The organism is Methylobrevis pamukkalensis, from assembly GCF_001720135.1.
Taxonomy (GTDB): Bacteria; Pseudomonadota; Alphaproteobacteria; order Rhizobiales; family Pleomorphomonadaceae; genus Methylobrevis; species Methylobrevis pamukkalensis.
Map to the genome: position 1 here is coordinate 1 of NZ_MCRJ01000084.1, position 19,712 is coordinate 19,712.

At 68.5% G+C, this 19,712-nt stretch carries 22 protein-coding genes, 2 tRNA genes and 2 pseudogenes; 10 read left to right on the top strand and 16 right to left on the bottom strand.

Going from position 1 to position 19,712, the window contains the following annotated elements; translation table 11 throughout:
- Positions 1-139: 139 nt before the first annotated feature.
- The 5 genes and pseudogenes from katE to A6302_RS24595 form a co-directional block, all read left to right on the top strand.
- A pseudogene (katE, locus tag A6302_RS13865) lies at positions 140-1,632 on the top strand (catalase); the annotation flags it as partial.
- A 63-nt stretch (positions 1,633-1,695) separates the two neighbouring features.
- Positions 1,696-2,256, top strand: coding sequence for a type 1 glutamine amidotransferase family protein (locus A6302_RS24585; protein ID WP_245294068.1), 561 nt, complete (start codon positions 1,696-1,698; stop codon positions 2,254-2,256).
- A gap of 159 nt (positions 2,257-2,415) precedes the next feature.
- A complete protein-coding gene (locus A6302_RS13870; protein WP_210183334.1) occupies positions 2,416-3,183 on the top strand; it encodes a Crp/Fnr family transcriptional regulator in 768 nt (255 codons plus the stop codon).
- A 562-nt stretch (positions 3,184-3,745) separates the two neighbouring features.
- Positions 3,746-3,934: a hypothetical protein gene (locus A6302_RS24590; protein WP_069307537.1), complete on the top strand. Its 189-nt coding sequence runs from the start codon at positions 3,746-3,748 to the stop codon at positions 3,932-3,934.
- A gap of 7 nt (positions 3,935-3,941) precedes the next feature.
- Positions 3,942-4,199 carry a hypothetical protein gene (locus A6302_RS24595; protein ID WP_069307538.1) on the top strand — a complete coding sequence of 86 codons (258 nt, stop codon included), beginning with the start codon at positions 3,942-3,944 and terminating at the stop codon, positions 4,197-4,199.
- Positions 4,200-4,787: 588 nt separating this feature from the next.
- Here the strand turns inward: A6302_RS24595 and A6302_RS13885 are convergent.
- From A6302_RS13885 to A6302_RS13930, 10 genes and pseudogenes are all read right to left on the bottom strand, one after another.
- Positions 4,788-4,863 (bottom strand) — tRNA-Phe (locus tag A6302_RS13885).
- A gap of 211 nt (positions 4,864-5,074) precedes the next feature.
- Positions 5,075-5,296: a DNA gyrase inhibitor YacG gene (locus tag A6302_RS13890; RefSeq protein WP_069307539.1), complete on the bottom strand. Its 222-nt coding sequence runs from the start codon at positions 5,294-5,296 to the stop codon at positions 5,075-5,077.
- Positions 5,297-5,419: 123 nt separating this feature from the next.
- Positions 5,420-6,041 (bottom strand): annotated as a pseudogene (locus A6302_RS13895) (Maf family nucleotide pyrophosphatase).
- Between the two features lie 85 nt (positions 6,042-6,126).
- Complete coding sequence (gene infA, locus A6302_RS13900) at positions 6,127-6,345, bottom strand: translation initiation factor IF-1 (RefSeq protein ID WP_004432473.1); 219 nt, start codon at positions 6,343-6,345, stop codon at positions 6,127-6,129.
- Between the two features lie 261 nt (positions 6,346-6,606).
- Positions 6,607-7,056: an arsenate-mycothiol transferase ArsC gene (locus tag A6302_RS13905; protein WP_069307556.1), complete on the bottom strand. Its 450-nt coding sequence runs from the start codon at positions 7,054-7,056 to the stop codon at positions 6,607-6,609.
- Positions 7,057-7,060: 4 nt separating this feature from the next.
- Positions 7,061-7,555, bottom strand: coding sequence for a UPF0262 family protein (locus tag A6302_RS13910; RefSeq protein WP_069307540.1), 495 nt, complete (start codon positions 7,553-7,555; stop codon positions 7,061-7,063).
- 143 nt (positions 7,556-7,698) lie between these two features.
- On the bottom strand, positions 7,699-8,997 hold the full coding sequence (hisD, locus tag A6302_RS13915; RefSeq protein ID WP_169833586.1) for a histidinol dehydrogenase: 1,299 nt from the start codon (positions 8,995-8,997) through the stop codon (positions 7,699-7,701).
- Between the two features lie 116 nt (positions 8,998-9,113).
- Positions 9,114-9,545, bottom strand: a complete 432-nt coding sequence (locus A6302_RS13920) for a DUF2948 family protein (RefSeq protein ID WP_069307542.1) — start codon at positions 9,543-9,545, stop codon at positions 9,114-9,116.
- A 133-nt stretch (positions 9,546-9,678) separates the two neighbouring features.
- Positions 9,679-10,968 carry a UDP-N-acetylglucosamine 1-carboxyvinyltransferase gene (gene murA, locus A6302_RS13925; RefSeq protein WP_069307543.1) on the bottom strand — a complete coding sequence of 430 codons (1,290 nt, stop codon included), beginning with the start codon at positions 10,966-10,968 and terminating at the stop codon, positions 9,679-9,681.
- Positions 10,969-11,036: 68 nt separating this feature from the next.
- Positions 11,037-11,405, bottom strand: coding sequence for a hypothetical protein (locus A6302_RS13930; RefSeq protein ID WP_069307544.1), 369 nt, complete (start codon positions 11,403-11,405; stop codon positions 11,037-11,039).
- A 313-nt stretch (positions 11,406-11,718) separates the two neighbouring features.
- On the opposite strand from A6302_RS13930, the gene A6302_RS13935 reads away from it, so the two are divergent.
- The 5 genes from A6302_RS13935 to A6302_RS13955 all read left to right on the top strand — a co-directional run bounded on the left by A6302_RS13935 (position 11,719) and on the right by A6302_RS13955 (position 13,670).
- Positions 11,719-11,793 (top strand) — tRNA-Thr (locus tag A6302_RS13935).
- Between the two features lie 297 nt (positions 11,794-12,090).
- Positions 12,091-12,402, top strand: a complete 312-nt coding sequence (locus tag A6302_RS13940; RefSeq protein WP_069307545.1) for a hypothetical protein — start codon at positions 12,091-12,093, stop codon at positions 12,400-12,402.
- A gap of 10 nt (positions 12,403-12,412) precedes the next feature.
- Positions 12,413-12,916, top strand: coding sequence for a hypothetical protein (locus tag A6302_RS13945; protein ID WP_069307546.1), 504 nt, complete (start codon positions 12,413-12,415; stop codon positions 12,914-12,916).
- A complete protein-coding gene (locus A6302_RS13950) occupies positions 12,910-13,365 on the top strand; it encodes a hypothetical protein (RefSeq protein WP_069307547.1) in 456 nt (151 codons plus the stop codon). The genes A6302_RS13945 and A6302_RS13950 overlap by 7 nt, the downstream gene beginning before the upstream one ends.
- Before the next feature lie 77 nt (positions 13,366-13,442).
- The gene (locus tag A6302_RS13955) at positions 13,443-13,670 is read left to right on the top strand and encodes a hypothetical protein (RefSeq protein WP_069307548.1); all 228 of its coding nucleotides are present in this window, start codon (positions 13,443-13,445) and stop codon (positions 13,668-13,670) included.
- Between the two features lie 202 nt (positions 13,671-13,872).
- Here the strand turns inward: A6302_RS13955 and A6302_RS13960 are convergent, their stop codons facing one another.
- From A6302_RS13960 to A6302_RS13985, 6 genes are all read right to left on the bottom strand, one after another.
- Positions 13,873-14,295, bottom strand: a complete 423-nt coding sequence (locus A6302_RS13960) for a hypothetical protein (protein ID WP_141703774.1) — start codon at positions 14,293-14,295, stop codon at positions 13,873-13,875.
- Positions 14,296-14,403: 108 nt separating this feature from the next.
- Positions 14,404-14,751, bottom strand: a complete 348-nt coding sequence (locus tag A6302_RS13965; RefSeq protein ID WP_069307550.1) for a hypothetical protein — start codon at positions 14,749-14,751, stop codon at positions 14,404-14,406.
- A 59-nt stretch (positions 14,752-14,810) separates the two neighbouring features.
- On the bottom strand, positions 14,811-15,125 hold the full coding sequence (locus A6302_RS13970; protein WP_069307551.1) for a ubiquitination-like system serine protease family protein: 315 nt from the start codon (positions 15,123-15,125) through the stop codon (positions 14,811-14,813).
- A gap of 51 nt (positions 15,126-15,176) precedes the next feature.
- Positions 15,177-15,851 (bottom strand): lysozyme, encoded by a 675-nt coding sequence (locus A6302_RS13975; RefSeq protein WP_083255775.1) that lies wholly within the window; start codon positions 15,849-15,851, stop codon positions 15,177-15,179.
- Between the two features lie 68 nt (positions 15,852-15,919).
- On the bottom strand, positions 15,920-16,702 hold the full coding sequence (locus A6302_RS13980; RefSeq protein WP_069307553.1) for a hypothetical protein: 783 nt from the start codon (positions 16,700-16,702) through the stop codon (positions 15,920-15,922).
- Between the two features lie 47 nt (positions 16,703-16,749).
- Positions 16,750-19,712, bottom strand: a 2,963-nt coding sequence (locus tag A6302_RS13985; RefSeq protein WP_141703776.1) for a hypothetical protein, incomplete at its 5' end; no start/stop codon positions are given.

Below are 19,712 nucleotides of genomic sequence, written 5' to 3' on the forward strand. Positions count from 1 at the left end.
CCCTGATCGGGGGCAGAAAACCGGATGTCTATCCGGCTGGCCCCGCCACACGAACACGTGCCGCATGAACCGGGCGCCCTGCTGACGGAGATCGCGACGCCCGTCTTTCGGCTTCATCATACATCCCTGGAGAAACACAATGGCCAAACAACGCAAGTCCAGCCGGGCTGCCGGCGACAGCGTCACGATCCACGACCAGACCCTGCTGCGCGGCAATGGCGGCGAACTGCATCAGGTGGCCGAGGGCGATACACCCGTCCTCACCACGGCGCAGGGCGGTCCGGTTTCCGACGACCAGAACACCCTGACCGCCGGCCCGCGCGGCCCGGCCCTGATCGAGGATTTCCACTTCCGCGAGAAGATCTTCCACTTCGACCACGAGCGGATTCCCGAACGGGTGGTGCATGCCCGCGGCTACGGCGCTCACGGCTTTTTCGAGACCTACGAGTCGCTCGCCAAATACACCCGCGCCGACCTGTTCCAGCGCGCCGGCGAGAAGACCCCGGCCTTCGTCCGCTTCTCGACGGTCGCGGGCTCCAAGGGCTCCTTCGATCTCGCCCGTGACGTGCGCGGCTTCGCGGTGAAGATCTACACCCAGGAAGGCAACTGGGACCTCGTCGGCAACAACATTCCGGTGTTCTTCATCCAGGATGCGATCAAGTTTCCCGACGTCATCCATTCGGTGAAGCCGGAGCCCGACCGCGGCTTTCCGCAGGCCCAGTCGGCCCATGACAATTTCTGGGACTTCATCACGCTCACCCCGGAATCGATGCACATGATCATGTGGGTCATGTCCGACCGGGCGATCCCGCGCTCCTTCCGCTTCATGGAAGGCTTCGGCGTCCACACCTTCCGCTTCCTCAACGACAAGGACGAATCCACCTTCGTCAAGTTCATCTGGAAGCCGAAGCTCGGCCTGCAGTCGGTGGTGTGGAACGAGGCGGTGAAGATCAACGGCGCGACCCGGACTTCCATCGCCGCGATCTCTGGGATGCGATCCAGTCCGGCAATTTCCCGGAATGGGAGCTCTGCGTCCAGCTGTTCGACCAGGACTTCGCCGACAGCTTCGACTTCGACGTGCTCGACCCGACCAAGATCATCCCCGAGGAGGTTCTCGAACCCATCCCGGTCGGCCGGCTGGTGCTCGACCGCATGCCGGACAACTTCTTCGCCGAGACCGAGCAGGTCGCGTTCATGACGCAGAACGTGCCGCCGGGCATCGACTTTTCCAACGACCCGCTGCTGCAGGGCCGCAACTTCTCCTATCTCGACACCCAGCTGAAGCGGCTCGGCAGCCCGAACTTCACCCACATCCCGATCAACGCACCGAAGTGCCCCTTCGCCCACTTCCAGCAGGACGGGCACATGGCGATGCGCAACCCGGTCGGGCGCACCAACTACCAGCCGAACTCGCGCGGGGAAGGCCCGCGCCAGGACCCGGTCCGCGGCTTCCGCTCCTTCCAGGAGGACATGGAATCGCCGAAGGTGCGGCTGCGCGCGGAGAGCTTTGCCGACCACTACAGCCAGGCTCGGCAGTTCTACGACAGCCAGACGGTGACGGAGAAGACGCATATCGCCATGGCGCTGACCTTCGAACTCGCCAAATGCGAGAGCGTGGTGATCCGCGAGCGGATGGTGTCGCATCTCCTCAACATCAACGAGGCGCTGGCGGGAACCGTGGCCGACCGGCTCGGCATGAAGACCCTGCCGAAGCCGGCGGATGCGGCCGTCACCCCGCGTGACGACCTGCCGGCGTCGCCGGCCCTCAGCATCATCCAGAACGGACCGGACAGCTTTGCGGGTCGGAAAGTGGGCGTGCTGGTCAGCAACGGCTGCGACGGCAAGCTGCTGAAGGCACTGCAGACGGCGATCGAGGCGGAAGGCGCGGTGATGGAACTGATCGCGCCGAAGGTCGGCGGCGTGGAGACGGCCGACGGCACCGAGCTGCCGGCGCACCACATGATCGACGGCGGCCCTTCGGTGCTGTTCGATGCGGTGGCGCTGCTCCTGTCGGAGGAAGGCGCCGAGCGGCTGGCCGGCGAAGCCACCGCGCGCGACTTCGTGGCCGATGCGTTTGCCCACTGCAAGTTCATCGCGTTCACCGCCGGCGCCGCCCCGCTGCTGGCCAAGGCGGGTGTCGCGGCGGATGCCGACGAGGGGATGATCCCCCTCGACAGCGCCGCCTCCGTGGCCGGCTTCATCGAGAGCTGCGCCAAGCTGCGGCTCTGGGCACGCGAGACGCGCGTGAAGCTCTGAGCGGCCGGTCTCCGGGCGGCGTGGCACAGTCCGCGCCGCCCGGGGGGCGCCAGCCCCCACCGCCCGGTCCCGCACGGCTTCCCCCTCGCATCAGGCGAGGATCCGGCGCCGATGACATCGCCAGGGAATACCCGTTTCCCGCCACACGGACCAAACCGGATGGACATGCCCAACCCGTTGATACGCCGACTTCGCATCGCCGCACCCATGTCGGCCGCGGATCTTGATCGGCTGTCCTCGCTGTGCCGGAACCGGCAGGACGTACCGGCCAGAACCCGCCTGATCCGCCAGGGCGATCCGCCGCGCAGCGTCCGCTTCGTCCTTTCCGGCATGGCCTATCGCCACAAGTCGCTCCCCGACGGCAGCCGCTCGATCATCGGCTATCTCTTTCCCGGAGACTTCTGCGACCTGCATGTCGCGATCCTCGGCAAGATCGACCACTCGATCACGACCTGCACGCCGTCCACGGTGGTCGACATCCCGCAGAGCGACCTCGACGACATCATGGCGACGGCGCCCGACATCGTGCGGGCCTTCTGGTGGGCGACGCTGGTCGACGAGGCGACCTTGCGGGAATGGCTGACGAGAATGGGCAGGCGCCGGGCCGACAGGCAGATGGCGCATCTGTTCTGCGAGGCGCAGCTGCGCCTTGCCGCCGTGGGCCTTGCCGAGGACAACCGCTTCTTCCTTCCGCTCATCCAGGAGGAGCTGGCCGACACGCTTGGCATCTCCACCGTCCACGCCAACCGCGTGGTCCAGAAGCTCCGCGAGGACGGACTGGTCGATATCCGTGACCAGGCGGTGGCCATTCCCGACCTCCCCCGTCTTCGCGAGTTCGCGGAATTCGATCCCGCCTATCTGCACCTGTCCAGGCTGCCGCAGGACACGGGGCCGATCAGGCAGGGGCCGGCAGAGAGGGTCTGTTAGCCGGCAGGCCCTGGGCCGTTCCGGCCGCGTGGCGGAACCTTGTCGTTCGTGGCGAATTTGAAGGGCCTCAGCGTGTGGGCGGCGCGGCCGCCGGAGTGGTACGGGGACCCGTCATGCCGATCGAAGACAGTTCGGGCCGCCAGCGTGCCGCCGCCAGGCAGAAGGACGTCCGCGGCGACCTCCTGCGATCGTCGGAGACGCCCGACCTCAACGGCGCAGCCCTCTCCGACGTGACATCCGACAGCGCGCCTGAAACAGCCGCCGCCGCGGCCGCGGAAACGGCCACCGTGCTTGCCGCCACCGATCTCGTGCAGGCCAGCGACGAGGCGCCCGGCATCCGCCGCGCCGGCGCGGCAAGGGCTTCGGCTACAGCCACCCCGACGGCACGCCGCTCGCCGACGCGGAAACGCTCGACCGCATCCGGGCGCTGGCGATTCCCCCGGCATGGAGCGATGTCTGGATCTCGCCCGATCCGCGCGGCCACATCCAGGCGACGGGGCGCGACGAGCGCGGGCGCAAGCAGTATCGCTATCATCCGGTCTGGCAGGCCAACCGCAACGAGGTGAAATTCTCCGGTCTCGTCGCCTTCGCCGCGACGTTGCCGAAGCTGCGCGCCCGGGTGGAGGCGGATCTCGCCCGGCGCGGCCTGCCGCGCGAGCGCGTGCTCGCCTCCATCGTCTGGCTGCTGGACCACACGCCGATCCGGATCGGCAACGAGCCTACCGGCGCGAGAACGCTAGCTTCGGGCTGACGACGCTGTGGTCGCGGCATGTGAGCGTCGAGGGCTCGAGCTGCGCTTTGCCTTCGTCGGCAAGTCGGGCCGCGAATGGTCGCTGCAGCTGGCCGACCGCCGCATCGCCCGCCTCGTGTCCGCCATCGACGACCTGCCCGGCCGGCAGCTGTTCCAGTATCTGGGCGACGACGGCACCCGGCGCCCGGTGCAGGCGAGCGAGGTCAACGACTACATCCGCGCGCGACCGGCGGCGACTTCACCTCGAAACATTTCCGGACCCTGACGGCGACCACCCAGGCGGCCCTGCTGTTCGCGGCGGCCGAGTATCCGCAGACGAAGACCGCCCTGCGCCGAAAGACCAACGAGGTCATCGACGCCGTCGCCCGCCGCCTCCACAACACTCGCAGCGTCTGTCGGTCCAACTACATCCACCCTGCCGTGCTCTCGGGCTGGGAAGCCGGCACGCTCGGCGACGAGTTTGCCGACCTCCGCCGCCGCTACCGCAAGCCGCTGACGGGGCATGATCCGGAGGAGTCGCTTGTGGTGAGGTGGTTGAAGGCGACTGATGGCGCCTAGAAATTAGAAAAATCGCTCGGCCTCTCATCTTTTCTGCTCCGCGGAACGCTCGTGCGTTGTGGCCTGAGTGCCGAGCATCTACGACCATGCCGCCACCATTCGGGTGATGAAGACCGACACCGCGACCTGTCGACCATCGCCGACGCCAACGTCATGCGACTTTGCAGCGACCCTGTTCAGGATCGCCGGATCAGGACTGGACTGACGTGTGTCGAAAGGCCCGCAAGGGACGTCTGAAGCGAGAAACTTCGACATGGGCCACGATCGACGCGGCGATCGCATCTGGAAGCAAGGATGGTGCCCGGGGGCGGAATCGAACCACCGACACTGCGATTTTCAATCGCATGCTCTACCAACTGAGCTACCCGGGCCTACCGCCGTGAGGCGCTTCGGAGTGGTGCGGAAGGCGTCTTCCGTCCGAAGTGGAGGCCTTATAGAAGCTCTGGCGGGACGTGTCCAGTGCCCTTTGAAAATTCCGTGACGGGTGGGCAGGATGCGGGGCCGGCACGGGAGAAACATGCGAAGTCTCTGCCGGAAAAGGCATTTCGGCTCTTCCCTGCCGGCCTCCCCGACCGTGCGGCCTCAGCCCTGCCCGTCGTCCTTCCGGCCGGGGTCGTCCCAGCCCTCGGGCAGGCTCTCGTCCTCGTCGGTGCCGGTGGCGACCACGGGGATGCGATAGCTCCCCGAGAACCAGCGGTGCAGGTCGACATCGGCGCAGCGCTTGGAACAGAAGGGGCGGAAGCCCGGATCGGTGGGGGCGCCGCAGGTCGGGCAGCGCCGCCCGGAGCTCGTGTTGCCGGTCATGGGGTCTGGCTGTCCATCTTGTCTTGCGGGTCGTTTCGCCCGGCTGGCCATTTCATGGGGCCGGACATCACCAGGCCGTTCCCGGCTGCTCGCCCGCGCCCCACAGGCGGCAAGCTCGATCTTTCAGGCGCCGGTCTCGTTCCAGCCGGCGCGCACGGGATAGCCGGTGCCGTCGAGGAGCGACATGGTCTCGTGGAGCGGCAGGCCGACCACGGAGGAGTAGGAGCCGGCCAGCGTCACCACGAAGGCGCCGGCGATGCCCTGCACGGCGTAGCGCCGGCCTTGCCGCGCCATTCGCCGCTGTCCAGATAGGCGGCGATCTCGACCTCGGACAGGCGCTTGAAGCGGACGCGGGTTTCCACCAGCCGCTCGCGGGCGCGCGCGGCGTCAGCAGGCAGAGGCCGGTGTAGACCCGATGGGCGCGGCCCGAGAGCAGCGCGAGGCAGTCCTCGGCCTCCTGCGGGGTCTCGGCCTTGGGCAGGATGCGCCGGCCGACGGCGACCACCGTGTCGGCGGCGAGCACGATGTGCGGGCGGCCGTCCTCCGGCGCGTCGAGACGCAGCCGGGCGATCTCGGCCTTGGTGCGGGCGAGCCGCTGGGCGAGCTTGCGCGGATGTTCGGCGCGGCCGGGGGTCTCGTCGGCCTCGGCCGGCATCAGCCGGTCGGGCGTGATGCCGATCTGCGCGAGCAGCGCGAGGCGGCGCGGCGAACCGGAGGCAAGAACGAGGAGGGGCGTGTCGGTCATCTCGGGCCGCGTGCGTGGGGCATCGGGTCGGCGGTCCGCGGCGGAACCGGGCGGCGCCAGCCGCCGGATCCGCCGGACGGCACCGTCACTTGAAGCGGTAGGTGATGCGGCCCTTGGTCAGGTCGTAGGGGGTCATCTCCACCAGCACCTTGTCGCCCGCGAGCACGCGGATGCGGTTCTTGCGCATCCGGCCGGCGGTGTGGGCGATGATCTCGTGCTCGTTTTCCAGCTTCACCCGGAAGGTCGCGTTCGGCAGGAGTTCGGTGACAATGCCCGGAAACTCCAGGACCTCTTCTTTCGTCATGCGTGCTCTCGTTCTCGAATCCATGCGGAAATCCGCCGGCGCGGCCGGGACGAAGGCCCGGCAGGGCGGCAGCGGCGGGAGGATGGAAGACCACCCCCGTGCAGTCGGCGCGGAAACTAGCGGATCGGCGCCGAAAAGTGAACCACTGGTTTTGCCGGGCAAGCGGATGCCTGCCCCGCCGAGGCTGCATCAATGGCCGATGGGCAGCCCGGACGGACCATGCCGCCGCCCGGAGCATTCGGCGCCAGCCCCTCGATGGCGTCAGGCGGTCGCCTCCAGCGGGCCGAGGCGGGCGAGGATGCGCTTCCTCAGACCGTCGCGCACGTTGCGATAGGCGGCCATGATCTGCTCGCGCGAGCCGGCGGTGGCAGACGGATCGCCGGTCGGCCAGTATTCGACGTCCACCGCGTAATAGCGGGTGAGTTCCAGCGCGCGGTGGTGCGCCTCGGGCGCCAGCGTGATCACGAGGTCGAAGTTCATGTCCTCCAGATCCTCGAAGGTGTGCGGCCGGTGCTGGCGGATGTCGAGGCCGATCTCCTCCATCACCGCCACGGCGAAGGGATCGGCGGCGCCGCGCCGCACGCCGGCCGACGCCACGTAGACCTTGCCGGGGAAGAGATCGCGCGCGATCGCCGCCGCCATCGGCGAGCGGACCGAATTGAGGCTGCAGGCAAAGAGGACGGCGCCCGGGCGCGGCCCGGCGGCTTCCATCACGTCATCCCTTCCAGTGCAGGACGCAGAGAAGCGTGAACAGGCGCCGCGCGGTGTCGAGATCGATGGTGATCTTGCCGTCGAGCCGTTCCATCAGCAGGCGCGAGCCCTCGTTGTGCAGGCCGCGCCGGCCCATGTCGATCGCCTCGATCCGGCTCGGGCTGGCGCTGCGGATTGCCTGGTAATAGCTGTCGCAGATGAGAAAATAGTCCTTCACCACCCGCCGGAACGGGGTCAGCGACAATATGTGGGTCACCACCGGCTCACCGTCCGGATCGGTGATGTCGAACACCAGCTTGCGGTCGATGATCGACAGGCGCAGCCGCACCGGCCCGGGATCGCGGCCGATCGGCTCGAACACGTTGTCCTCGATCAGATCGTAGATCGCGACGCGCCGCTCGTGCTCGATGTCCGCCGTCGACGTGGCGATCGAGGCCTCGTCCAGCGTCACCCCGACGAGCTTGCCGCGCGCCGTTCCCGCTTCGCCTTTCGCCGCCATGGCCGACCTCCCCTCGCCGCGGTCGTTGCCGGCGCCGGGCCCCTGCCCCGCGCCGTCCGGCCGACACCGTTTCCACGAACCGCCGCAGGCGCCACTCCGCGAGAGGCGGAGCATCGGTCGCGGGCGACCCGGTCACAACCCCGTCAAAGGTTGAGGCGGATCGCAACAGAACGGGCATGGGCATCAAGCCCCTCGGCCTTCGCGAGCGCGATGGCCGACGGCCCCAGCACACGGAGAGCGTCCGCGCTGCATTTCAGGATAGACGTCCTCTTCATGAAGTCGAGCACGGAAAGTCCCGACGAGAAGCGCGCCGAGCGCGCCGTGGGCAGCACGTGGTTCGACCCGCCCACATAGTCGCCGATCACCTCCGGCGTATGGCCGCCGAGGAACACCGCGCCGGCATTGCGAACCTTGGCCAGCAGCACCTCCGGATCGGCGACGGCCAGTTCCAGATGCTCGGGGGCGATGCGGTCGGAGAGCGGCATGGCGCCGGCAAGATCGGAGACGAGGAGGATCGCCCCGTAGTCGCGCCAACTGGCCGCCGCCGTCTCGCCGCGGGGCAGCCGCGCAAGCTGGCGCTCGACCGCCGCCTCCACGGCATCGGCGAGTGCCGCGTCGTCGGTCATCAGGATCGACTGGGCCGCCGTGTCGTGTTCGGCCTGGGCCAGCAGGTCGGCGGCGATCCAGTCCGGATCGTTGTCCTTGTCGGCAATCACCAGCACTTCCGACGGCCCGGCGATCATGTCGATGCCGACGGTGCCGAACACCCGGCGCTTGGCGGCCGCCACATAGGCATTGCCCGGGCCGACGATCTTGGCCACCGGGCGGATGGTCTCGGTCCCATAGGCGAGCGCGGCCACGGCCTGCGCCCCGCCGATGCGGTAGATCTCGTCGACGCCGGCAAGGCGCGCGGCGGCCAGCACCAGCGGATTGAGCTTGCCGTCCGGCGTCGGCACCACCATCACCACGCGGTCGACGCCGGCGACCTTGGCCGGCACCGCGTTCATCAGCACCGACGAGGGATAGCTCGCCGTGCCGCCCGGCACATAGAGCCCGGCCGCCTCGACAGCGGTCCACTTCGAGCCGAGCTCGACGCCGAGCGCGTCGGTGTAGCGGTCGTCGGCGGGGCGCTGGCGGACGTGGTGCGATTCGATGCGGTCGCGCGCGACCTTCAGCGCGTCCATCGTCTCTTCGGGCACCGCCGCCACCGCCGCGTCGACCTCGTCCGGCGTGATCGCGAGACCCGCGGCCGTGACCTCGAAGCGGTCGAACCTGCGCGTGAAGTCGACGAGGGCCGCATCACCGCGGGCGCGCACGTCGTCGATGATCGCCCGCACCGCCTGGTCGACGTCGTCCGACACCTCGCGCTTGGTGGTGAGGAAAGCGCTGAACCGGCTTTCGAAATCAGGATCCCTGTCGTCGAGGCGGATGGCCACTCGCATGCTCCCGGCTGTCACGGTGGAGGGCTTTTACTCCATTCCGGGCGGCAGTGCACTACGGCGAAGATGTCGCGCGGTGACAAGGATCTTGCCCCGCGCCCCGGTCCGCCGTGCTGACGTCACGCCTCGTGTTTCGGGCAATTCGCCGTCGACCAGGCGGCGCCGACGTCGGCGAGGCTCGCTTCGATGCATTCGACGTCGAGGCGCAGCGAGCCGCCGCCGGCAAACTCGAGGAAGATGCGGCCGGCCGGGGCGTCGGTTTCCTCGAATCGCAGGGCCAGCAGCGCGAGCACGGCGTCCGGTGCCTCGCGGCGGACGTGGGCGGCCTTCACCGCCTCGACCCGGGCGAAATGCAGCACCGCGCGGCGGCGCTCGAAGTCGCTGCGCGTCTCGCCGACCTTCTCCCAGACGAAGCGGTTGAGCGTGACGAGCAGCCGCTTCTCGCGCGGGCGCCAGTCGATGTCGGCGACCTTCAGCACCCCGTCCTGGACATGGGCGGACAGGATCGACAGGTCCTCGGCGTCAAGGGCGGCGAGCTTGAGATCGGACATGGAGGGGCTTCCCGGAACGAGACTGCGGCGCGCCCGGAGGGCTCCGGGCGCGTGGTTGCGCCTCATATAGGGGCATTCGCGGCCGGTTTGAACGGGGCGCCGGTGGCGGGCTGCCGCAGGGCAGCCCCGCGCCTCAGCCGCTGATGCGCTCGACCACCGCGCCGCAGCGGGAGATCTTCTCTTCCAGCTTCTCGAAGCCGCGGTCGAGATGGTAGACGCGCGACACCGTGGTCTCGCCCTCGGCGACGAGGCCGGCGATCACCAGCGACACCGAGGCGCGCAGGTCGGTCGCCATCACGGGCGCGCCGGTGAGGCGCTCCACGCCCTCCACGATCGCCTTCTGGCCGTCGAGCTGGATACGCGCGCCGAAGCGGGCGAGCTCCTGCACGTGCATGAAGCGATTCTCGAAGATCGTCTCGGTGATCACCGAGCGGCCCTTCGCCCGGGTCATCAGCGCCATGAACTGAGCCTGGAGATCGGTCGGGAAGCCCGGGAAGGGCTGGGTCTCGACGTCGACGGCGGTGAGGCCGGCGCCGTTGCGCTTCACCCGGATGCCGCGGTTGGTCGCCTCGACCGAGACGCCGACGGCGCGCAGGATGCGGATCGGCTCCTCGATCAGGTCGGCCTCGGCGCCGTCCAGCAGCACGTCGCCACCGGTCATCGCCACGGCCATGGCATAGGTGCCTGCCTCGATCCGGTCGGAGACGACCCGGTGGCGGGCGCCGCGCAGGCGGTCGACGCCCTCGATCACGATGGTGGAGGTGCCGGCGCCGGAGATGCGCGCGCCCATGGCGTTGAGGCAGCGGGCAAGATCGGCCACCTCGGGCTCGCGGGCGGCGTTCTCGATCACCGTTTCGCCGCGGGCAAGGCTGGCGGCCATCATCACCGTGTGGGTGGCGCCGACCGAGACCTTCGGGAACACGATGCGGTTGCCGACGAGGCCGCCGGGCGCATCGGCCTGGACATAGCCCTGCGCCACGTCGATCTTGGCGCCGAGCCGCTCGAGGCCCATGAGGAAGAGGTCGACCGGCCGGGTACCGATGGCGCAGCCGCCCGGCAGCGACACCCGCGCCGTGTGCATGCGCGCCAAGAGCGGCCCGATCACCCAGAAGCTCGCGCGCATCTTGGCGACGAGGTCATAGGGCGCGGTGGTGTCGATGATCGCCCGCGCGGTGAGGTTCATCGTCTGGCCGGTGAGGATGTCCTCGCCCGCGCGCTTGCCGTTCAGCGAATAGTCGACGCCGTGGTTGGTGAGGATGCGGGTCAGCAGCGCGACGTCGGCAAGGCGCGGCACATTCTCGAGCGTCAGCGTCTCGTCGGTGAGCAGGCTGGCGATCATCAGCGGCAGGGCGGCGTTCTTGGCTCCGGAAATCGGAATGACGCCGTTGAGTTCGTTGCCGCCCACGATCCTGATCTTGTCCATGATGTTCTCCTGCCGGCGCGCCCGTCCCTCGTGGCGGCGCCCCCGGCGAAATGTCCTCTGGCCCGGCGTCAGCCCGTGGCAGACGCGGCGTGCGGATCGGACGACGCCGACCCGGCCGCATCGGCACTGTCGTCCGTGGCGCCGCCCGCGTCGAGACCGAAGGCGGCGGCACCTTCAGCGCCGGCACCTTCGGCGCGTGTCCGTTCGGCGCAGGCATCGTCAGCACTGGCCTCGTCAGCACGGGCACCTTCCGCGCCAGAACCGGGCGAATCGCCAGACGGCGCCTCGTCCCCGGCCAGTGCGATGCCCTCGCGCCGGTCGCCGCGGCCGGCGCGACGGCTGTCGACCTGGCCCTTGCGGCGGCGCAGATTGGCCCGGAGCGCCGCGGCCAGCCGATCGTCCCGTGTCGACCCGCCGTGATCCCGCTCTCCGGCCATCCGTCCGCTCCTTCAAGCGCCACCCGGCACGCGCGGCGCGGCAGGCCCACGGCAACCGCCCGTTCACCAACACGCCCGATGGAATGCCGCTTTTGCCGCAGCCACGCAAGAAGTTTCACCGCAAGGCGTCGCTGGTTCCCCGCCCTGCGTGCAACCACCCACAGCCCGCCGCGCCGGCCCTTTCGCCGCCCCTACCGTGGGCGCGCGAATTTTCCGCGCATCCAGCTTGCGCCCCGCCGCGGTCTGTGGCAGTAGATCGCCGTCCGTCGCCGGCCCCCAGCCGCACCGTTCCGGACCCGCCGTCACACGGCTTGCTGTGGTAGCTCAGTGGTAGAGCACTCCCTTGGTAAGGGAGAGGTCGAGAGTTCAATCCTCTCTCACAGCACCATGATTTCAATATGTTAGCGTATTTCGACGCCGCATGCGGCCAGAAACCCGGCCAGAAACCCCGTAATTGAGGGCATGCCATGCACGGCCGCGACCGCGATCCATCCGATGACCCGCCGCGCTGGTGGACGTGGGCGATCGTCGCCGCATGGCTGCTGATCGCCGTGCGGATCGTCTGGTCTCAGGTCGCTCCCTAAGGCTCGATCTCGGCATTCTTTCCCCTTGCACGCGGGGGATAGCCGTGCTATAAAATCCTCACAAGGGAGCGGACAGCCGCCCCGGAGCTGGAGAAGCCGAAATGACCACCCTCATCGAAAATGCCACGCAGATTGCCGCCGCGATCGCCGCCATGCCGGAAGTCGAGAGCGCCAGGGTCTGGGCCTCTGTCCCCGGCAAAGAGCGCATCTACGTCGAAGTCATCCGTACCGACATTGATGGCAAGCGTTATGGCGGCTCCGGCGGTCAGTGCTGGGTGGATCTGAATACCGGTGCCGTTCTGGCAAAAACCGACAAGTACAACGGCACTTTCTACTGCAATTCTTTCACCAAGGCCTTCCACGTCGCCAACAGCACCACCGACAAGATCCGCGCCGTCGTCGCCGGTTTCTGAGGAGGACATCATGCGACTTTCAAACACCTCTCTTTCGATCGACATCCCGGATGAAGACTGGCGGGCCGCCCTTTCGTCGGCCCGCAGGGGCAAGGATGAGCCGGATCTTGCCACCGCAGCGCGCGGGCACCTGCTCGGCAAGGCAATGCAGATCCTGCGTCTGCGCCGCCAAATGCAGGCCGTGGCCGCCGAAACGTCCACACCATCACCCGATCAGGTCAGACGCCTGGTCGACCTCATGATGCAATACGATGCCTATGGTCACGACGATCAGGCAGCCGAGCGCCTGCGCCTCGGGAAAAGCATACCCCATGGCACGCGGACGATGCCGCTCAAATCCCGAGACCAGTACGAATCCGACGCGCAGCAAAGAATCATTGATGCACATGCATCGGCCAGTGCCGCTTTGTGCCGCGACAGCGCCCTGCCGAAAGGCTGGACGATCACGGTCATCGGCCCCTTGCCGGACGGCCACGAGAGCCGGGACACCCACATCAGCGACGAGGCATGGTGATGACAGCCGCCGAAAGACTGACCGCGCTCCGGGACATGCTCGGCGACGAGGCCATTCACCGCCTTTCCGGGCTGGATCGCCGCACCATCCAGCGCATCGCTGCGGGCGAAGCCACACTGCACGCCGAGACAGCCGGAAAGCTGAGAGATGGAATCGAGGCCGCAGCCAGAGCCGCCGGGGCTGGCGGTCAGACGCCGGTGCAAGTGGTGCGGCAGGTGGCGGCCGTGACCCCGCGCGGCGGATCTGCCTATTATCTTGTCGCCGCATTGCTTGCGGAGCGTGGGCGTCCGATGCTCCTGCGCGATCTCTGCATCGAGGTGTCGGGGGACCCGAATGCCTCGGCGCCGAACAGCGCCGCGCACGCCCTTGAGAAAGCCGGCCTGATCAGGATCGAGCCCGCCAGCGAGCATCATCTTGCAAAGCAGGCGGTGTGGATCGGGGCGACCTGATCACCCCCCCCTTTAAACGCAGAAAGCCCCGGCGCATCGCTGCACCGGGGCCACAATGAACCAAGGGAGACACAACAATGACCAGCTACCCGGTCCTCAACGACGCCACACGCGACGCCCGCATTGTCGGATATGCCACCACGCCGGACGAAGCCGCCGGCATCTACATGGCAGCGATCCGCGCCGAGATGGACCCTGAGGACTACGCGGGCATCATCCCGCCGACCTTCGCGCACCGGCAGCCTGCAACCCTCGCACCCGAACTTCGCGCCGATTGTCCCGCCGGAGCTTTCGAGCCCGTCTGATCACCCCGCCAGCACCCTCCCCCGTGCCAGTATCCCCGCCACCTCCACCACGGTTAGCGCCTCCCCGGGCCTGAGCTCCAAGTCGATCCCGCCGTCCGTCGTCAGCACCACCCGGCCGGGGTCGATCGTCAGGCGCACGACGCCGCCGTCGCAGGTGAGCGCGCGGCGTCGCCGAGCTTGCGCCGCGCGGCCGGCTCGCGCTTCACCGCTTGCCCCGCGCCGGCTCGTCGCCCAGCTGCCGGTCGATCCGCTGGACCACCTCCCGGGTGACCCTCACATCGGACGCGAGCGCGCCGATGGTGCGCTCCATATCCTGCTGTGCCTTGGCCAGCTCGCGCTGCGCCTCGCTCACGGACTTGGCCGCCGCCTCGAGGGCGGTCACCCGCCAGCGCAGGTCCGCCACCTGCGGCTCGGCCAGCCGGTCGGTTGCCACCAGCTCGGCCACGTCGCTGCGCAGCTCGGCGATGGCCTCGTCGTGCACCGCGAGACTGCCGCGCACCTCCTGGAGCATCACGCCCCATCCGACAAGGCCGAGCATGACGCCGCCGATCAGAATCAAGGTGTTGAGATTGTATTCAAATCTCCACGTGGGTTTTTGCATCGCATGATTTCCGTCGTCGCTCACGCGCGTGTCCTCGCTGGTCGCCGGCATCCCGGCTGTCATGCAGCGGATCGGCGGCAGGGGCCGCCGGGCCTCGGTCTCGTCAGGCCGGCGCGGGGGCGCCGGGCGGGGTCACTGCCCCAGCGGCCGGCGTGCGGCCCAGCGGCCCCACAGCGCGAACGCGCCGCCGAAGATGCCGGCGATCGGCGTGGCGAGCGCCTCCGGGTCGGTCACGCCCGCCGCGACCAGCCCCCACAGCCCGAGCCCGCCGGAGAGGATCCCGGCGATCGAGCCGATCGTCACCCGGCTGCGCCACCAGGCCTCGGCATTGGTCGCGTGGTCGATCGCCGGGCCGGCCACCTCCTGCAGCTTGGCCGCCACCGCCGCCACATCCTCGCGGTCGAGCGCCGTGGTCGTGCTCTTGGCCGCGGCGATCAGCCCGCCGGTGATCGCCTGATCGATGATCTCTTTCCGCTTCATCGGGGTGTCTCCGTTCTCAAGTCGTTGATGTTGTTCCGAGGCCGTGATCCCGGCCACGCTCAGCCTTCGCCGAAAGGCTTCAGGCGCACGGTCTGCCCCGCGAGGTCATGGCTGCAGTCATTGAGGAATTCGATCTGCCCGGATCGCACGAAGGAATGGCAGACCGCTTGCGGTGCCCCGTCCTTTCCCGCATCCGCGCCGTTGTAGGTCACGAGGATTGACGGCGAAAACGTCGGGGCGTCATAGTCGCCGTTGAACCCCCAACGGGGGCCGGAACCCTCGCCGACACCGACGCCGTGAGCGCAAGTGCAGCCAGGGCACCAGAACAGCAGCCGCCCACCCTCGGCGGTACGAAGTAGACCGCGTGCGGCCATGGATTTTCCTTTCGAGGATGCGCCGGAAGGCCCGGCTGGGTTTCGTCCGCGTCAACGGCGGAAGAAGGCGAAGAACGCCGCGATCAGGTTGGCGAACGTGCTCGGATTTGCCGGGGGCTCACGGACAGGCTCCGGCGCGGCTGGCTCGATATCCGGCGGCGGCGGGATGGGAGCCGGGGTCGCTTCTGGTACGGCGGCGATCATGTCCAGCACATTGACGCGCCGGCCCTTTGACCAAAGCACGCGGCCTTGCGCATCGGCGGGGTAGACCGATGCCGTGCCCTTGTTCGCATAAAGGCCGCTACGGAACAGATCGCGCTCGGCAGTGCGCCGGCCCTTGATCTCCGGCGGCTTGAGCCACCCCATGAAGGAAGCGGCGGCGCCGACACGGTCGCCAGCGTTGAGTTGGCTGGTCAACTTGGCCTTGAAGATGCCGCCCGTGTTGAAGTCGAAAGACACCAGCGCGTCAAACTCGTGCTGCTGCAAAGGCGCCTTGATCGCCTCGTTGACGCGGGCCTCGAAGCGACCGATGTCCGCGCGAAACTGCCGCATAACCGCTTGCACCGACGTTTCCACGCCCCTTGCCATCGTTGCAGGGTCAGGAGCACCAGCCCCAGCTGTGTGGCCAACGCCCCAAGTCCAAACGCCAACGCTGTCCAGATAGGGCGACAGCACAATGCCTTCGTGCCCCGCGATTTCCGCAAGGCCGCGATCCGAGACTTTCATGAGGTGATCTCCGGGCAAGAAAAAACCGCCTCAAGGGCGGTCACGTGCGGGTCGGTGGCCGGGTGTCGTCAGGCCGCGAGCGACAGCCCGAACTTCGCGTCGCAGTAGGCCAGCAGCAGGTCGATCACGTCGGCATTGGAAATCACCGCGTCGTCGAACAGCCACACGGCCGCCACGTCACCATCGAGCGGCGAGCCGCCGTTGGCGTTGGTCGCACCCATGAACATCTCGTTGTTGGTCACGTCGGCGGTGCTGCTGGTGCTGACGACCGTGCCGTCGTTGACGCGCACCGACACTGTGTTGGCCACCGCATCGTGCTCGAAAAGCACCAGCGCCCAGCCGCCGGTCACCGTCTCGGCGGACACGGCCGTGGTCGGCCCGTCGATCGCCGACACCGCCTTGCCGTCGGTGTTGAGGTAGAGCTGCGAGCGCCCGGTCGCCGTGGAAGAGGCGAGCAGGCCCTGGTTGACGCCGGTCACCGCGGCATTGACGAGGATCGCCCGCGTCTGCTTCGCCGTGGACCCGGTCGGGATCGTGCCGTTGTAGTCCAGTGCGTCAAGCCGGCTGTCGGCAAAGCGGATCACCGGCTGGCTGTTCAGCGCGTTGGCCACCACCAGCGGCGTCAGCGCGGTGCCCTCGGTCTGTGGCTTCCACCATTCCGCGTCGGTGCTGTCGACGAGGTTGTTGATCCGCGTCACGCGGTTGCTGCCGTCCACCAGCGTCACGCGGGTGCGCGGCTCGTGCCAGGCCACCAGCGAGGCGATTGCCAGCAGTTCCGCCCGGTAGTCCACCAGCAGCGGCAGCGAGGTGTTGCCGGTGCTCACGCCCGGCAGTTTCCATCCGAAACCCATGATCGTCGTCCTTTGTTGTCAGCGGGTTGAGACCGGCGCCGTGCCGATCAGAAGGTCCATTCCTGCGAACGGGCGTAGTTGCGCATCCGCCAGGTCGGATCCGCGATCGACAAGCCGGGGTGGCTGTCGGCGATCTGCCCCCAGGCGCCCGCCCGGTCCACCGCGCCGGGGCCGGAAAGGGCGTAGCGCAGCTTGTCGCCGGTGACCGGCGGGGCGGAGAGCGTCACGGTCACGGTGCGGGCGGGGCCGCCCACGACGACGGAGGAGATCGTCGTCGCGCCGGCGGTGACGAACTCGTAGCCGTAGTCGGTCGCGGCCGGCACGTCGGTGGTCGCCACCAGATCGCCGATCACCTCGTCGCCGCCGGTGTATTCAAGGGTGATGACCGAGCCGACGACGCTGACGCCGCCGGCCGGCACGTGCAGGTCCGCCCAGTTGCCGCCGGTGGTGATCACCAGCAGCGCCCGCGCGAAAAGCTCTTTCTTGATCGCGTACCAGATCGGAAGATCATGGACCGCGTCGCCCGGCACGTGCTCGCTGAAGTAGTTCGGGTGCGAGAAGTAGACGTCGTCCAAGGTCTCGACCAACGTCTCCTGCGCCAGCGGAATGTCGGAGTAGACCCCGTCGGAGGCCGCCGACAGCTGCGACATCAGGATCGGGATCACCGGATGATCGTCCCGCAACTCGGCCATGACCGCCGCCCGCAGGTCCGAGAACCATGCCGTCACTTCCGATACGTAGGAGGCGGCTGCCTGCCCCGCATGGCGTGGCGCCTCGCCGTGAACGCAGACGAAAGAGTTCAGCGTGAATTCGCGCGCGAAGCCCTCAAGGGCAATCCGCCGCGCCGCGCTGACAAAAGCGACCGCGTTGTTGAAAGGTGCGGTGCCCGCGTCGAGTTCCGAAACCATCGCGCCGGATTTGGCCGCCGTGCCGACGATGATCGTCTCGCGGCCGACGCCGAAATCCGGGTTGAGCGACAGTCGATACACCCCGTAGGCGACCATCCCGGTCTCGCCGTGCCCGGAGGCCGCCACCTCGGTCGCCGGCTCCAGGTCGGTCAGCGTCGAGGCCGAGACCGAAACGCCGCCCGGCAGCCGGATCGTGTCGTCGGGCCGCGCCGTGTTGATCAGCGACAGCACGTCGTAGGGGCGCGGGTTGATGGCCGTGTGGACCATGTCTTCTTCGTCGAGGGCCGACAGGCCGCCGCCGTGGGCGGTGCTCTGCCCGATCGCCAGCACGCCCGCGATCGGCCCGACCGTCGAGGAGATGATCGCCGTCGACGAGATATCCGCGCGCTGCAGGTAGTCGTGAAGACGAGTGTCCCCATCGATCGTCTCGTAGGCCATCCACCGCCGGGTGCCGATCGGATTGATCACCGCCGGGCCAAGGATCTCGCGGCTTTCGCCGAGGATGTCGTCGGGCGTCAGGAAGCCGCCGGTGCCGATGACAGCAGCCGTCGCCTCGTCGAACGTCATGCCGACCGTGCCGTCCGGACGAAAGCGGATCATCAGACGACCGGCCGCATCGGCAATGCCGCCGACATAGCCACCTTCGGCGACCACGTCTTCCCCGGAGAGTTCGATGTCGCGCGTGAACCCGACCCGCCCATCCGGGCGAACGCCGAGCAGCAGCCGGCCATCCGTATCCGCGATGCCGCCAACGTAGCCGCCGGCCGCAGCGACGTCCTCGCCGACAAGTTCGCCGTCGCGCTGCATCAGGATCCGTCCGGCAAGCGTGATGCCGAAGATCAGCCGGCCATCCGCATCGGCGATCGCCGGCTGCAGCACGGCACGCCCATCGTCCGTGTAGCCGTAGTCCTCGCCCTGCAGGATGTTGATTTCCCCGAAGCCGGGAAGCCCGTCGGTGCCGACGAGGATCGCCGCCCGCCCGTCTGGCCCGAAGATCGCCCAGGGCACGCTGGTGTCCCGGAAGATCCGGTCCTCGATCTCCGCTGCAAACCGCTCCGCCCGCTGCAGCCGGTCGAAGATCCCGCCCAGCACGTCGGTCAGGCCGAGCTTGTCGACCACGTCGGCAAGGCCCGCCGCCGAGGCCTTCGCCTCGAGGATCGCGGTCAGCCCGTCCACCTGCCCGATCTCGTGCACATGCTCCTCGGGATCGACCGTCGTCGCCAGCGTCACAGCCTCGGCCCCGTCGAAGCTCACCACCCCGGTCACGCCGCCGGTGACGGTCAGCGTCATCGCTTCCGCCCAGCGGCCGGCCGCCGCCACCGGGGTTGCCCCGCTGACGATGTCCGCAACCGCCTCCTGCAGGTCGGCGACATCCTCCTCGGTCTGAACCAGCTGCGCGTCGTAGATCAGCAGGTCGCCAAGGTCGGTCGCCTGCGCGTCGCCGTAGATCCGGAAGAACGGCACCACGTAGCGCGCCGTCGTCGGGATCGTGTAATCGAGCTCGCCCAGGGCGCCGGCCTTGCCGATCAGGAAATCGAAGGTCACCACCTGATTGGTCACCACCGGCGACAGCGTCTCGCCAAGCTGCACGGTGGAGAGATTCGCCTTTGCGCGGTTGAGCGTCTGGATCCAGATCTCGACGCCGTGGCCCTCCGGATCGGCCGGGTCGATGCCGCGCGCCAGCCGCCCGCGCACGCGGTAGGTCCGCCCGTCCTCCACCGCAAAATCGATCCGCGGCGCGATGTCGACGTAGCCGACATCGTCGGGAATGTCCGCGCCGTCGATCCGCAGCGCAGACCCGAGCGGGCTGCTCACCACCACCTCGCCGATTTCCAGCGCCGCCCGGTCCCGCGCCGCGCCCGTGTGCGCGGTCGACCACAGCGAGGGCGCATCCCCCGGCCGATGCGCCGCCCGGCCGATCATGTCCGTGGCCAGGATCTCGATCGGATCGAAATCAGCCGCGTCCGCCTTGGCATCGAGCGCGTCCTGCAACCCGTCGACATTGGCGATCACATGGGCATGGCTGTCGTCGGCAACGCTCGCCGTGATCGTGATCGCCGCCGACCCGTCGAACGTCGCCGAGCCCGTCACGTCGCCGGCCA

Bases quoted from the DNA above. Each gene is read 5' to 3' on its own strand.
- A6302_RS13965 (WP_069307550.1), bottom strand. From the start codon at position 14,751: ATGAAGCGGAAAGAGATCATCGATCAGGCGATCACCGGCGGGCTGATC.
- A6302_RS13890 (WP_069307539.1), bottom strand. From the start codon at position 5,296: ATGACCGGCAACACGAGCTCCGGGCGGCGCTGCCCGACCTGCGGCGCC.
- A6302_RS13910 (WP_069307540.1), bottom strand. From the start codon at position 7,555: ATGGCGGCGAAAGGCGAAGCGGGAACGGCGCGCGGCAAGCTCGTCGGG.
- A6302_RS13980 (WP_069307553.1), bottom strand. From the start codon at position 16,702: ATGGGTTTCGGATGGAAACTGCCGGGCGTGAGCACCGGCAACACCTCG.
- A6302_RS13920 (WP_069307542.1), bottom strand. From the start codon at position 9,545: ATGTCCGATCTCAAGCTCGCCGCCCTTGACGCCGAGGACCTGTCGATC.
- A6302_RS13975 (WP_083255775.1), bottom strand. From the start codon at position 15,851: ATGAAAGTCTCGGATCGCGGCCTTGCGGAAATCGCGGGGCACGAAGGC.
- A6302_RS13945 (WP_069307546.1), top strand. From the start codon at position 12,413: ATGCGACTTTCAAACACCTCTCTTTCGATCGACATCCCGGATGAAGAC.
- A6302_RS13970 (WP_069307551.1), bottom strand. From the start codon at position 15,125: ATGGCCGCACGCGGTCTACTTCGTACCGCCGAGGGTGGGCGGCTGCTG.
- A6302_RS13940 (WP_069307545.1), top strand. From the start codon at position 12,091: ATGACCACCCTCATCGAAAATGCCACGCAGATTGCCGCCGCGATCGCC.
- infA (WP_004432473.1), bottom strand. From the start codon at position 6,345: ATGACGAAAGAAGAGGTCCTGGAGTTTCCGGGCATTGTCACCGAACTC.
- A6302_RS13950 (WP_069307547.1), top strand. From the start codon at position 12,910: ATGGTGATGACAGCCGCCGAAAGACTGACCGCGCTCCGGGACATGCTC.
- murA (WP_069307543.1), bottom strand. From the start codon at position 10,968: ATGGACAAGATCAGGATCGTGGGCGGCAACGAACTCAACGGCGTCATT.
- A6302_RS13905 (WP_069307556.1), bottom strand. From the start codon at position 7,056: ATGGAAGCCGCCGGGCCGCGCCCGGGCGCCGTCCTCTTTGCCTGCAGC.
- A6302_RS13955 (WP_069307548.1), top strand. From the start codon at position 13,443: ATGACCAGCTACCCGGTCCTCAACGACGCCACACGCGACGCCCGCATT.
- hisD (WP_169833586.1), bottom strand. From the start codon at position 8,997: ATGCGAGTGGCCATCCGCCTCGACGACAGGGATCCTGATTTCGAAAGC.
- A6302_RS13870 (WP_210183334.1), top strand. From the start codon at position 2,416: ATGGACATGCCCAACCCGTTGATACGCCGACTTCGCATCGCCGCACCC.
- A6302_RS13930 (WP_069307544.1), bottom strand. From the start codon at position 11,405: ATGGCCGGAGAGCGGGATCACGGCGGGTCGACACGGGACGATCGGCTG.
- A6302_RS24585 (WP_245294068.1), top strand. From the start codon at position 1,696: ATGAAGACCCTGCCGAAGCCGGCGGATGCGGCCGTCACCCCGCGTGAC.